The 13,888-nt window shown below is 36.5% G+C and carries 9 protein-coding genes; 5 read left to right on the forward strand and 4 right to left on the reverse strand.

The features are described from left to right. Positions 1 to 523: 523 nt before the first annotated feature. Positions 524 to 2,674: an LTA synthase family protein gene (locus tag FFM71_RS03010; RefSeq protein WP_137610713.1), complete on the reverse strand. Its 2,151-nt coding sequence runs from the start codon at positions 2,672 to 2,674 to the stop codon at positions 524 to 526. 112 nt (positions 2,675 to 2,786) lie between these two features. On the opposite strand from FFM71_RS03010, the gene FFM71_RS03015 reads away from it, so the two are divergent. From FFM71_RS03015 to FFM71_RS03025, 3 genes are all read left to right on the forward strand, one after another. Further along, positions 2,787 to 3,407, forward strand: a complete 621-nt coding sequence (locus FFM71_RS03015; RefSeq protein WP_171000456.1) for a VanZ family protein — start codon at positions 2,787 to 2,789, stop codon at positions 3,405 to 3,407. 55 nt (positions 3,408 to 3,462) lie between these two features. Then, the gene (locus FFM71_RS03020; RefSeq protein WP_137610715.1) at positions 3,463 to 4,803 is read left to right on the forward strand and encodes a glucose-6-phosphate isomerase; all 1,341 of its coding nucleotides are present in this window, start codon (positions 3,463 to 3,465) and stop codon (positions 4,801 to 4,803) included. A 650-nt stretch (positions 4,804 to 5,453) separates the two neighbouring features. Beyond that, positions 5,454 to 6,071: a L,D-transpeptidase gene (locus tag FFM71_RS03025; RefSeq protein WP_137610716.1), complete on the forward strand. Its 618-nt coding sequence runs from the start codon at positions 5,454 to 5,456 to the stop codon at positions 6,069 to 6,071. A 107-nt stretch (positions 6,072 to 6,178) separates the two neighbouring features. Here the strand turns inward: FFM71_RS03025 and FFM71_RS13770 are convergent, their stop codons facing one another. The 3 genes from FFM71_RS13770 to FFM71_RS03035 are packed head-to-tail and all read right to left on the reverse strand — an operon-like array spanning position 6,179 to position 9,382. Further along, positions 6,179 to 7,252, reverse strand: coding sequence for a GH92 family glycosyl hydrolase (locus tag FFM71_RS13770; RefSeq protein WP_263390684.1), 1,074 nt, complete (start codon positions 7,250 to 7,252; stop codon positions 6,179 to 6,181). A 10-nt stretch (positions 7,253 to 7,262) separates the two neighbouring features. After that, the gene (locus tag FFM71_RS13775) at positions 7,263 to 8,336 is read right to left on the reverse strand and encodes a glycoside hydrolase domain-containing protein (protein WP_263390685.1); all 1,074 of its coding nucleotides are present in this window, start codon (positions 8,334 to 8,336) and stop codon (positions 7,263 to 7,265) included. A 2-nt stretch (positions 8,337 to 8,338) separates the two neighbouring features. Next, positions 8,339 to 9,382 carry a GntR family transcriptional regulator gene (locus tag FFM71_RS03035; RefSeq protein ID WP_137610717.1) on the reverse strand — a complete coding sequence of 348 codons (1,044 nt, stop codon included), beginning with the start codon at positions 9,380 to 9,382 and terminating at the stop codon, positions 8,339 to 8,341. A 121-nt stretch (positions 9,383 to 9,503) separates the two neighbouring features. On the opposite strand from FFM71_RS03035, the gene FFM71_RS03040 reads away from it, so the two are divergent. Continuing rightward, positions 9,504 to 10,796 carry a glycoside hydrolase family 125 protein gene (locus FFM71_RS03040; RefSeq protein ID WP_373278783.1) on the forward strand — a complete coding sequence of 431 codons (1,293 nt, stop codon included), beginning with the start codon at positions 9,504 to 9,506 and terminating at the stop codon, positions 10,794 to 10,796. A gap of 11 nt (positions 10,797 to 10,807) precedes the next feature. Next, the gene (locus FFM71_RS03045) at positions 10,808 to 13,501 is read left to right on the forward strand and encodes an alpha-mannosidase (protein ID WP_137610719.1); all 2,694 of its coding nucleotides are present in this window, start codon (positions 10,808 to 10,810) and stop codon (positions 13,499 to 13,501) included. The last annotated feature ends 387 nt before the right edge of the window (positions 13,502 to 13,888 follow it).

Here is a 13,888-nt window from a genome sequence, read left to right on the forward strand (position 1 = left end):
TACGGATCTGGAAAATAGTCCCAGCTCTTCCGACTAATTAATCTTTACTAAAGGTTGAAAGGTAAAAAACTAATATAACCATTGTTGTTACTTGCCTAGAGTTAATTTAATTTGTCGAGTTAATTTATATAAATAATCAGGAGTTTTGTTTTACTATTCCTTTCATTAAAAAACCAACTAGTTGGAAGAGCTGAGAGTATTCATTTGCAGCAAAAGTGGCGTTATTGCTTCAGCAATTACACCACCGGGCGTGTTGAAGACTCGCGGGTTTTGCGAGGCTTCAACCGAGGTTCCGAGACCGCTCTTTGGCTCGGGCCGTTCCGCGCAGCAATTGAATACTCTCGGCTCTGGAAACGGCATACTTAATTGAATTTTAAAATATTCAATTGCTTCTGTATTCAGCTTATTTTAAATTCTAAAATATATTTGATGCGAATATTTGTGATATCGGAACCAGTCTCAAAAGACCCACCGGTTAATAATACGTTATTTCCGCCAATAAAAAAAGCCAGCATACGCTGACTTATTTTGTTGAATCATTATTACCTTTAAGAATACTGGACCAACTGTCAATGACGGTTCGATCTCCATTTAATTCTGGAGCGTCAGTATTGTACAGATTAGTAGTAGTTTTATTACCATTTTTAGAGTAGACGCTGGTTGATTTCAAGCCAAGGTCATCACGTGTTTTAACCAACTTCTGGATTTCGTTTTGGTAATTGTAATCCTTAGAATCGACTGGTGTAAAGCCAGTTGGTGTGTAAAAACGTAAGAGGTTTTTGTTATTAACTGTGTCTGATAATTTCAATTTAGTATTGACCGCTTCTTGCCATTTAGTAACTTTTTGTTTCAAAGCCGGATTCTGGTCAAGATCAACTTGTTCACCAGTACTATTTTTAAAGACCTCAGGATTACCGTCACTATCTTTTAGTACAGTGTAGTTCGGCGTAATAAAGTTTTTATTTCGGAAAGCTACGATTTGACTGTGATTTTTAGATAACAGATCGGTTCCGAGTTGAACGTATTGTTTGGTGTTGATACCGGCTAAGTGCAAAATGGTTGGCAAGACGTCAATTTCACCACCATAGGTATGATTGATGCCACCTTTAAGTCCTTTCATGTGAATCATGAATGGAACTTTTTGCATCTGCGAATCGTTGAATTCGGTCCAACTATTACTGTCGACACCAACTAACGGTGCTAGGGCAGTATTCTGGCTGTTTGAGAGTCCGTAATGATCACCATATAGAACAATCATAGAGTTGTCATAAATACCGCTTGATTTCAAATAATCGAAGAATTCTTTCAAGGCATTATCAAGGTAATGAGCTGTTACGAAATAATTATTAACAGCACTATTATCAGTATTTGGAGCTTGAAATCCGTCATTATCCTCATCTGGCAAATCAAATGGATAGTGGTTTGTAACGGTAATAAATTTGGCGTAGAACGGTTGCTGCAATTGCTCGAGATATTTGGCACTTTCCGAAAGCATCAATTTATCTTTCATACCATATTGCATACTGGAGTCTTCAGTTTTATTGTAGTAACTGGAATCAAAGAAATAATTATAACCCATGTTTTTATAAACGTTGTCACGGTTCCAAAAACTACCGACATTACCGTGGAATACAGCACTGGTATAGCCTTCTTTTTGACTAAGAATCGCAGGTGCAGCTTGGAAAGTATTGTCACTGCCAAGTTTTGAGAAAAGTGATCCTTCTGGTAGTCCAAAGAGTCCTGTTTCAAGCATGTTCTCGGCATCACTCGTTTTACCTTGACCAACTTCATGATAGAAATTATCAAAGGACATGGTGTTTTTATCATTATAAAGACTATTTAAAAACGGCGTGACTTCTTGACCATTAACTTTATCATTGATTAGAAATTGTTGGAAACTCTCAAGATGAATAATGATGATATTCTTACCTTTTGCTTTGCCGAAATATGTCGGATTTGGTGCAGCATAATTCTGTTTGGTATATGAAAGAACATCATCCATATCGGTTCCAACCGCTTCTGAACGTACTTGGTTATTTTGAACTGCTTTGATTGAATCGTAAGCTAAGAAAGTATTGAATCCCAGGTACTTAACAATATAGGCTCGATCAAAGGTTCGACCAAGTAATTGGGGACGATTACTTTCGGCAATGGTTAGATTAAATGAGAATAAAAATATTCCCAAAAAAGTTGTTGCAATTGCTGTTAATTTTCTCATTGGTCTGGCGTCAATTTTGATATAATGGGTAAGTAATAATATAACGATAATAATGAAATCTAAACCATAAATAAAATCATGTGACTGCATCATGTTAGCAGCACTGCCACCGAGTCCTTTGGAGACCTTAGAGACACCGGCAATCGTATTAAATGATAGAAAATCACTAAACTCACGATAGTATAGAATATTCCCGTATAATAGGGCAGATTCTAAGACATATATAACGCCCATAACGATATAAGATGCCTTGGGCCGAGTTATGTATAACGCTATACTGAGTAAGATAACGGCTGTTGCAATCGGGTTTATGATCAGAATCAAGTGTTGTAACGGATCTGAAACGCCTAACGAGAAGTCAACATAATAAGCAATGACCGTTTTAAGCCAAAGGAAAAAGATTAGGAGCCCCATGAAGCCCAGTCTTTTATTCAGGATATTTTTTAATTTATTCATTGATAATTCCTTGCTTGTAAAATTTCTTTATTAAATCTATTTAAAGTCTAAATAAAATGCTTAATTGTTAGTATAATACGATATAGGTAAAAAGTGGGAAAGAATGAGTAAAATGATATTTTTAGGACCGTTATATGATTACATATACAAACTATATGCAATGAAAATAAATCATTTTCCATTGATTCGGCTTTCCTTTTACGCTGTTGACAAAGCAATACTGTATACCTTGTTTTTTATTGTTTTAAGGTTTCTGTGGATAAAAATTAAGAATAAAAAGACGAACTTTGGCCGAGAACTCGGGTTGGTCGTTTTTGTATTTTATGTTTTCCTACTTTTTGCTTTGACAGTCTTTCGGGATAGCTATTTCATATGGCAACTCAAATTTTATTTCCATCGACCATTATCCCAAATAAATATAATTCCGCTCGTTGAAACATTTAAATTATCAAAAGGTCAATCGTTAGTTGACTTTTTTTATAATTTATATGGTAATATTGTGTGGTTCGTACCAATGGGAGTATTTATCCCAGCACTAACTAAGAGACATCTTAATTTTTTACAAGTTGTCCTGATTGGTGCCTTGATTTCAACGTCAATTGAGACTTTACAGTTCATTTTGAACACAGGAGTCACTGATATTGATGATGTGATCTTCAATACTCTTGGAGCTGCGGTCGGATATTTATTATATTTTGTTGGAAAATGGATAAAAGGATTAATAAAAATTTGAAATTTTCTGCGAAAATGATTAATCTAGTTTTGACGATATATATGGAGGAGAGAAAATGTCACAAATTAAATTTGATGATTCAAAATTAAGCAAGTTTATTCAAGATAATGAACTTGGCGAAATGCAAGCACTTGTTACTGCTGCTGACGACGAATTACGTAAGGGTACCGGTGCCGGTGCTGACTTCCGTGGTTTCATCGACTTGCCTGTTGATTATGACAAGGATGAATTCGCTCGCATTAAGAAAGCTGCTAAAAAGATCCAATCTGATTCAGAAGTATTTATCGGAATCGGTATTGGTGGATCATACTTAGGTGCCCGTGCTGCAATTGACTTCCTAAGCTCATCATTCTATAACGTTAAGAATGAAAAAGATGTCCCAGAAGTTTACTTCTGTGGTAACTCAATTTCTCCAAACTACATTGCTGATTTACTAGAAGTTATCGGTGACCGTGACTTCAGTATCAACGTTATTTCAAAATCTGGTACAACTACAGAACCTTCAATCGCTTTCCGTATCTTAAAAGCTAAGTTGATTGAAAAGTATGGTGTTGATGGTGCTAAGGGTCGTATCTATGCTACAACTGACCGTGCTAAGGGTGCTTTGAAGACAGAATCAGACGCTGAAGGCTACGAAGAATTTGTTGTTCCTGATGATATCGGTGGTCGTTTCTCAGTACTTACAGCTGTTGGTTTATTGCCAATCGCCGTTGCTGGTATCGACATCGACAAATTGATGGAAGGTGCTGCACAATCACGTGCTGACTATACATCAGCTGATCTTTCAAAGAACGATGCTTATAAGTATGCTGCTTTGAGAAATATTTTGTACCGTAAAGGTTACACAACTGAATTACTAGAAAACTACGAACCAAACGTTCAATACTTTGGCGAATGGTGGAAGCAATTGATGGGTGAATCTGAAGGTAAAGATCAAAAGGGTATCTACCCATCATCAGCTAACTTCTCAACTGACTTGCACTCATTAGGTCAATATATCCAAGAAGGTCGTCGTAACCTTATGGAAACTGTTGTTCTAATCGACACACCAAGACATGATGTTAAGATTCCTGCTGAAAAGGATAACCTTGATGGTTTGAAGTATCTAGAAAACAAGTCAATGGACTTCGTTAACAAGAAGGCTTACGAAGGTGTTGTTCTTGCACATACTGACGGTGGCGTTCCTGTTATGTCAGTTCACATTGAAAAACAAGATGCCTTTAACTTAGGTTACTTGATGTACTTCTTTGAAATTGCTGTTGGTATCTCTGGTTACTTGAACGGTATTAACCCATTCAACCAACCAGGTGTTGAAGCATACAAGAGAAATATGTTTGGTCTTCTTGGTCGTCCTGGCTATGAAGAACTTGGTAAAGAATTAAACAAGCGTCTATAATTTATAATAATTAATTGGGTAGTAGTCTAATTGGCTACTGCCTTTTTTTTTAGGGTTCAAAGTTTATTAAAGTGTGCCGTTTCCAGAGTTGATAGTATTCATATGCTGCGCGGTACGGTTCGAGCCAAAATGCGGTCTCGAACCTCGGTTGAAGCCTTACCAAGGTCGGGTAAGTCTTCAACACGCCCGGTAGTGTAATGGCTAAAGCCATAACGCTACTTTCGCGGCATATGAATACTCTCAACTCTTCCAACTAATTTTTTCTGGTTGGAATAATCAAGTGTCAATCTCTGATTATTTTTAAAAATTACATTTGGAACTGATACGGTAAGGTTATATCACATTCTTATCGCTTAACTTTCGGTCTTAATAACGGGGAGTTAAAGCTCCCATTACTTTACCCGCTAATAACTTATATAAAACGGACTTGGTTGCATCCGTTAAGGGTGAAAATATGTATCGTGTTGGATTGAATGAATGGGTTGAATCAAAGGATATTACACTAAATTAAATAATATAAAAACATGTAATTCTGGATATTTGAAGGATTACATGTTTTTTTACCCCTATCCTATAATTATCCTAGTTTAATGTAAAAATCCGTTGTACCTAATGAATAAGTGTAATATCATTAAATCACGGGGTATTTTATGATTAAAAATAAGCGGATTATTACGGCAATAATTGCCATTATAGGGGTATTGGCGATTGCTATAGTAGCTTTTGCTGTTAATGCTAATAGTGCAAACTCAGTTGAGGCTGAATCTAAAACAACTAAAGTTTCGAAATCTACTAAAATTGTGGCTAAGAAGGCTGCTGCTAACAAGAAGGCTTTGGACGCGTGGAAACATCCCTCTGAGTCTAAAAAGTATCCGGACTTGGACAAACATAAGGATGCTTATATTGAAGTATCAATTCCTAAACAAAGAGTTTATATCAAAGAAAATAAAGATATTTTATACACAATGAAGGCTGCTACGGGAGAGAAAAAATCACCAACTCCAAAGGGAACTTTCCAAATTCAAAATCGTGGTGATTCATTCTACAACGCTGAATCCAAAGAGGGTGCCAACTATTGGACTTCCTTCAAGGACTGGGGTGTTTATTTATTCCATTCAGTACCTACTGATAAAGATGGTAAGTATGTTGAAGATGAAGCTCACAAACTTGGAAAGCGTTCAAGTCACGGCTGTGTTAGATTAACCATTCCTGATGCTAAATGGATCAATTCGACTGTTCCTGACGGGATGAAGGTTATCGTTAAATAATTGAGAATATGTGGTAAGACGTATTTTTTTGCATAAAACAAAGAGACACTATAGTCCAAAATAGGATTGCAGTGTCTTTTTTCTTAATATTCAGTCTCAATTTTGGGTTAATTGTCGCTTAATGAGAATGGCAATTTTTCATTGCTTGCATTTGCGGGTAACAAGCATAAGTTTGAAACTAGTTCTCCACCAGCGGTCAATTGAGATTGTTTGATAAATCGTTGAGATAATTTTTCACCATTTAAAATTCGTGATTCAACAAATTGATTTTGTGGATAGTTGCGTTTTGATCGAATTGTAAACTTTTTGTCGCCGTGAATGTTCAACACAATTTTATCAAACTGTGAGATTCCAAAGACGTATTCGTCAGTTCCTGGGCAAACAGGGTAGAAGCCAAGACATGAGAAAACGTACCAAGCTGACATGGAACCGTTATCTTCATCTCCAGGATAGCCATCAATTGAATCATTGAATTGATTTGATAATTGTTTAACAAGTAATTGTGTGTATTCGGGATGGTTGGTGTATGCGAACAAATAGGGAAGATGGAAACTTGGTTGGTTTGAAATTGCAATTTGGCCAAAATCGATTGCGGACATTTCGGTCATTTCATGAATTTGAAAACCGTAACCACCAACGTTAAAGCTGGGTTTTTGATTAGCTAATTTAATTAATGTCTGTTCGAAGGTCAAATCTTTGCTGTACAGGTTCTTGAGACCGTTAATATCGTGGTAAACTGCAAAACTGTTTTGCCAAGAACTGCCTTCAGTGTAATCGTCGCCCCAACTGATAGCGTCAAAGTTAGCTTTGAAGTTTCCCTTGGAATCCTTGGGATGCATCAATCCCGTTTTAGGGTCAAAAATATTTTGGTAATTTAAAGCCGATTTTCCATATTTAGTTGCTAATTCATCATTGCCAACTAACTTGGCTACTTGTGAGATACAAAAATCGCTAAAAGTATAATCGAGAGTTTGATTGACCGACTCTTTATATTTGTCGAATGGAAGATAACCATAAGAATTGAAGTCACCCATACCGACTCTTCCCAAACGTTCATCAGAACTCTCAACGTTAGCGCTTTTGAGCATAGCATCTAAAAATTGCGACATTTCTTCAGGCGTCAAAATTTCTTTAATTGACGCATCAGCAATAACAGCATCAATCAAGGTACCAGGCATCATTCCACGTTCCTCAGGGAGCAAGCCATTTAGGTAGGTAACCGCTCTCTAAGAAGCTGTTGTAGAATCCTAAGAGCATTTGATGATACTCGTTCTTAGCTAACAGTGAGAATAGTGGGTAGACACTCTTGCTTGTATCCCAAAAACCATTATTCATGTATAAATAACCTGATTTTACTTGATTGTTGTAAAGGTCGTAATGAATAGGTTCGTCGTTTTCGTCAATTTCATAACATTTTTGTGGAAATAGAAAAATGCGGTATAAACAGTGATAGAAAGTAGAAACCTTAGTATGATCTCTGTCGGTAATATCGACCAAATCTAAGTATTGTTGCCAACTATCTTGGGCAAGGTTTTTAATGTCTTCAAAACTAGTGTTGCTCAAACGACTCAATGCAACGCTAGTTTGTTCGAAGCTGATAAATGATGTTGCCAAGTGAACGTTGATTTCATCTGTATCTGTAAAAGATAGGATCATTAAATCATAATCTGGATTAGTTTGATGCAACGTCACAGTCGATTGGATCTTACGGTCAAATTTTAATTTGGCGTAGAATTTAAAGTCATCGTTGAAATGGGCATCAAAGTTTTGCACAAGTAAATCCAATTCATTTTGGTCATCATTTAATGTGAATTTACCTTTCTTGGGGATGTGAACAATTATCTTAGGTTCGTCTCGATCGAAGCTGTATTTGAAAATAGCACCGTATTCAGTTGGAGCAACTTGTGTCCGGACCTCATATCTTTGGTCATAGATTGAAATTTGATGAGGGTTAAAAATTGCTTCGTCAGGTCGATAAGAACCAACTTGATCAAAGGATTTGCTGCATAAATCAATTCTTCCAGTAGCACTGGATAAAGTGAAGGCAGAAAAATCGCCAATCCATGGACTGGGTTGGTGGGTAATTTTAATACCAGCAAATTGATGTGAAGTCGGTGAGAAGTACCAAGATGTATCTTCAAAAGTTGTTTGCGGAACGAAATAATTCATTCCAAAGGGAACGCCTGTATAAGGAAGTGTGTTCCCGTGTGAAAAATCAGCAGTGTTATTAGTACCTTGTCGAGTGTCGATTTGTGAAACTTTCATTATTAGTCTCCTAGCTTTTGAATTGATTGACGTTTGATTAAAGTAACCGGAATAACTGTTCGTTCTGGAGCAATATAGGACGGATCATTGATGATTTTTAGTAAAATCTTAGCAGAATGTTGACCTAACGAAACAAAGTTTTGATCAATTGTCGTTAGGGCGGGATAACTAAGTTTTGAGGCCTGAATATTATCAAAGCCAACAATAGAAAGATCTTGTGGTATTTTGATATCGAAGTCACGTAGTTCATTCATTATCTTAATCGCTACGACATCATTTTCGATGACTAAGGCAGTGATATTGTTAGCTTTAATTTGTTGGACCAAAATGGTTAAGTCTTCATCTTGTTCAAGATTGATTTCCAAAACGGAAGGAACGACCTGTTTCTCATTTAATGCTGAAAGATATCCAAAGAATCGTGATCTGACAGAAGCTTCGGATAACTTGGGTGTGACCATCAAATATGAGATATTCTGATGTTTATTTTTCAAGAGCTCCTTAGTTGCTAAGTAACCACCGTTGAAATTATCTGAAGTCACAGCAGGAATTGGCAAATCCTCGAAGAACTTATCTAATATGACGATAGGGACGTTATGCAGATATAAATTAGTGATGGTTTCAATCTCGTTATCCAACGTTTCAATATAATAGATGACTCCTTCGGCAGATTTTATCCGATCAATCGGTAATTTTCGAAAGACTTCATTTGTGATGGTAGTTAATTGATATTTGTCACCTAGGACTTGCAACAAACCATTGGTGTAGTCACCAAATTCATTATTATTAGCAAAAGGGATTACGAAAATAATCTCTTTTTTTTGTGCGCTTTCTAGTTCTGCTTTCTGAACAATTGTTCCAACTCCAGCCTGTCGTGTTACCAAACCGTCATTTTCTAATTCAGTTAAAGCACGTTTGGATGTGATTCGACTAACTTGATAATCGGCAGCTAGTTGAATTTCACTTGGAAGTTTATCTCCAATTGAATACTTTTTATTAATTATGTCATCTTTTAAACTTTGATATATCAGCTTATATTTCGGTTCCATATGTCCAAATCCTTTCTAATGCTTATAATATAGCACATAATTTTGAAAAAAGAACTAGTTTTTTGTAAACGTATGCATTATACTAATTGAGCAAATGATATATCAATTGGAGGATTGGAAATTGACAAAGCAGATGATTTCACCAGAGATTAAACAATTCATGTCACAAGTTACAAAAAAGGCCGGTGTAGAGCATGCTGACTGGTCAAAGGTATTCAATGTTACCTATGCCAACACACTGGAGACGACAGTAAAAAAGCTTGCCGATGATGATAATTTCATCTTAACAGGAGATATTCCGGCGATGTGGCAACGTGATTCGACTTGCCAAGTACGACCATATTTAATTATGGCACAACACCTTCCAGAGGTATCTGACTTTATACGTGGAGTCATTAAGCGTCAATTTTTCAATATGAATCATGATCCATATGCAAATGCATTCAATAGTGAGCCTAATAATGCAGGGCATCAGAAGGATCACACAGAAATGACACCATGGATCTGGGAACGTAAATTTGAAATTGATTCGCTCTGTTTCCCAGTCCAATTGGCATATCTATTATTTAAGAATACTGGTCGAATTGATCATTTTGATGCAAGTTTTGTTAGTGGTATCAAAAAAATGTTAAATGTTTTTGAAATTGAACAACATCATATGACTAAGTCAAAATATCAATTTGAAAGAGATTACGATCGACCTGAAGATACACTGACAAATAATGGTTTGGGGTCACCAGTTAAAGAAACAGGAATGATTTGGTCTGCCTTTCGTCCTAGTGATGACGCTTGTGTGTATGGATATTTAGTACCAGCCAATATGTTTGCTGTTTTAGTTTTGGATTATGTCCAAGAAATTTTTGGCAGTGTTTTGAATAATACTGAAATTGTTAAACGTGCCAAAAAACTTCAGGAAGAGATTCGAGCTGGGATTGAAAAATATGGGACCACAACCAATGCTGCTGGTGAAAGAATTTACGCCTATGAGACTGATGGTTTAGGAAATTATTTGATTATGGATGATGGAAATGTTCCTAATTTATTGAGTGCTCCATATTTACATTACGTAGATTTAGACGATGCCACGTATATAAACACTAGGAAAACTATTTTAAGTTTTGAAAATCCTTATTATTATGCTGGTAAATATGGAAAGGGATTAGGTAGTCCCCACACGCCTAAGAATTATATTTGGCACATAGCTTTGGCAATTCAAGGCTTGACGTCTAATGACCAAACAGAAAAGGCCCGTTTATTGGAAAATATGGTCCAAACAACAGCCGGCACTAATATGATGCATGAAGGATTCAATGTTGATAACCCCAAAGAATATACACGTGAATGGTTCTCTTGGGCCAATATGATGTACTGTGAACTATTTTTAAACTATTTAGACTACAAAATTAAGGAATAATGGTAAAAAACATGAAGAAGAAAGTATTCGTCGTTTCACACAGTCACTGGGATCGTGAATGGTATATGGGATACGAACATCATCATATGCGTTTAGTTAAATTGATGGATGACTTGTTAGATTTGTTTAAAAGAGAGCCAGACTTTAACAGTTTTCATTTAGACGGTCAAACAATTATTTTGGACGATTATTTGCAAGTTAGACCAGAAAAAGAGGCTGAAATTAAAGCATTAGTCAAGCAAGGCAAATTGCAAATTGGTCCATTTTATATCTTGCAGGATGATTTCTTGATCAGTGGTGAAGCCAATGCCCGCGATATGTTGATTGGTAATCAGGATTCTAAGAAGTGGGGCAAACCAGTTGATTTAGGTTATTTCCCCGATACTTTTGGAAATATGGGTCAGACCGCTCAAATGTTGAAATTGGCCGATTTGAAATATGCTGCCTTTGGACGTGGTGTTAAACCAACGGGTCTGAATAACCAAGTTTTTGACAATGAAAAATATACTTCTCAATATTCTGAAATGTGGTGGAAAGGACCAGATGACTCTAAGGTCTTGAGCATTTTATTTGCTAATTGGTATAGCAATGGTAACGAAATTCCCGTTGACAAAGTCACAGCTAAAAAGTATTGGGATGAAAAACTGGCTGATGTTGAAAAGTATGCTTCAACAGATAATCTCTTGATGATGAATGGCGTTGATCACCAACCAGTGCAACAAGACGTCATTGAGGCACTGCAAGTAGCACAAGAACTTTATCCCGATTATGAATTTATTCATTCTAATTTTGACGATTACTTAACTGCTGTATCCAAAAGCGTTCCCGCAGATTTAGGTTCAGTTGATGGAGAACTTACTAGCCAAGAAACAGATGGATGGTATACGTTGGCTAACACAGCATCTTCTCGAGTTTATTTGAAACAGGCTAATACTAAAGTTGAACGTCAATTGGAAAATATTGCTGAACCATTGGCAACGATAGCCTATGACTCAAAAAAAGTTGACTATCCACATGACCAATTGCGTTATGCTTGGAAGACTTTATTACAAAATAATCCGCACGATAGTATTTGTGGCTGCTCAGTTGATGAAGTCCATCGCGAAATGATGACAAGATTTGAAAAGTCACAAGAAGTGGGACAATTTGTTGCTAAAGAAGCATTAGACAAAATTTCATCACAAATTGATACCACGATTTTCCCAGAAGACAGTAAGCCGTTTGTCTTGATAAATACTAATGGCTATGAAAAATCTGAATTGAAGACAGTTGAGATTGAATGGGAGCGCGCACTATTTGCAGATGGTCGACCCGATGCTCAATTTGAAAAGATGAAGATGCTAGAACAAGAATTACCAGCATTGAAGGTTATTAATGCTAAAGGTGAAATCATTCCGTTTAACTTTGTTGGTACACAGGTGAGATTTGGTTATGACTTGCCAAAGACACAATTTAGAATTCCGTATATGGCACTGTATGTGACAGTTCAAGTCAATATGTCGGCAATGCCAGCGTTTGCTTGGGAAACTTTGGCGTTGGTCAAGGCTGATAGTGAGCCGTTGTCTAGTAATGAATCACCTTTATTCAATCAAACCAACAGTGTGTTAGAAAATGATTATCTGCAAGTGGTATTGAAACATGATGGCAGTTTAGACATTTTAGATAAGAAAACGAATCATCAATATAATGATCAATTGATTCTTGAAGATACTGGTGACATTGGAAATGAATATATTTATCGTCAATCAGCTGACCAGAAGACTATTCTTTCAGCTGATAGTCCAGCAGCTGTCAAAATTATTAGCAACAATAGTTTGGGTGCTGAGATTGAATTAATTCAAACGATGAACCTACCAGTTTCGGCCGATGAACGCTTAGCATACGAACAACAAGCAGTGATTGATATTACCAAACGTATTGCTAATCGTTCGGAGAGAACTGTGCCAGTTACTTTTACAACGACTATTACAATGTCAAAGGATTCAGATCAGTTGAACTTTAAGACGTCGTTTAATAATCAAGTTAAAGATCATCGTGTGCGAGTATTGTTTAAGACTAACTTGAAAACCGACAATCACGTAGCAGAGTCAATTTATGAGGTGGTTGAACGCCTTAATAACGTTAACGATACATGGAAAAATCCAACTAATCCCCAGCATGAACAGGCATTTGTTAATGTTCATGATGATAATAACGGAGTGACAGTAGGAAACTTTGGTTTGAATGAATACGAAATTCTCCCTGATGATAATACAATTGCAATCACATTATTACGTTGTACCGGCGAAATGGGTGATTGGGGTTATTTTGAAACTCCAGAGGCACAGTGCTTAGGCGAATACTCTGGTGAATATAGTCTGACATTTCAAGATGGATCCGAGGGAAGTCAGATTGATTCATATCAAAAAGCTCGAAATAATCAAGTCGACATTCAATCAATTCAAACAGGAATTCACTCTGGAAATAGAAAACCAGTTGATGCTTTTATTACTTTGATTGCTGAAAACTTAGCCATAACAAGTTTGAAACAGTCAGAAGATGGTAAAAATAATATTTTACGTGGCTACAATTTGACGAATAAGGAATCAAACGTTGAATCTAATATGTTACCAAATGCTGATACAGTCAACTTCTTAGAAGAAAGTATCGCTGACAGGGATGTTAAAATATTAGGCCCAGTTGAAATCAGAACTTATAAGTTTTAGTGTTTACTATTCCGTCTCCAGGGCTGAGAATATTCACCTGCTATGCGGACCGATCCGAGCCTGAGAAGCGGTCTCGAATCTCGGCTTGGAGACCTTCCACAGACCGGAAAGTCTCCAAACACGCCCGGTGGTGTAAGAACGGCAAATGTCGCTGTCCTAACGCCACACTCACAGCAGGTAAATATTCTCAGTCCTTACGACCAGTTTGTCCGTTTTATTAGACATGATAATTTTTGATGAATTCAGATTTTTGGTAATATTAATATTTAATATACATGGCGTTAGTCGATAATTAATTACAAATATTCACATCCATTGTATTTTGGAATTTAAAATATTCCAGATATAAAAGCAATTGAATATTTATACATTCAATTAATGACGATT

It is taken from the genome of Companilactobacillus huachuanensis (genome assembly GCF_005404815.1).
GTDB classification, from domain to species: domain Bacteria; phylum Bacillota; class Bacilli; order Lactobacillales; family Lactobacillaceae; genus Companilactobacillus; species Companilactobacillus huachuanensis.

Bases quoted from the DNA above. Each gene is read 5' to 3' on its own strand.
- FFM71_RS03010 (WP_137610713.1), bottom strand. From the start codon at position 2,674: ATGAATAAATTAAAAAATATCCTGAATAAAAGACTGGGCTTCATGGGG.
- FFM71_RS03015 (WP_171000456.1), top strand. From the start codon at position 2,787: ATGATATTTTTAGGACCGTTATATGATTACATATACAAACTATATGCA.
- FFM71_RS03020 (WP_137610715.1), top strand. From the start codon at position 3,463: ATGTCACAAATTAAATTTGATGATTCAAAATTAAGCAAGTTTATTCAA.
- FFM71_RS03025 (WP_137610716.1), top strand. From the start codon at position 5,454: ATGATTAAAAATAAGCGGATTATTACGGCAATAATTGCCATTATAGGG.
- FFM71_RS13770 (WP_263390684.1), bottom strand. From the start codon at position 7,252: ATGATGCCTGGTACCTTGATTGATGCTGTTATTGCTGATGCGTCAATT.
- FFM71_RS13775 (WP_263390685.1), bottom strand. From the start codon at position 8,336: ATGAAAGTTTCACAAATCGACACTCGACAAGGTACTAATAACACTGCT.
- FFM71_RS03035 (WP_137610717.1), bottom strand. From the start codon at position 9,382: ATGGAACCGAAATATAAGCTGATATATCAAAGTTTAAAAGATGACATA.
- FFM71_RS03045 (WP_137610719.1), top strand. From the start codon at position 10,808: ATGAAGAAGAAAGTATTCGTCGTTTCACACAGTCACTGGGATCGTGAA.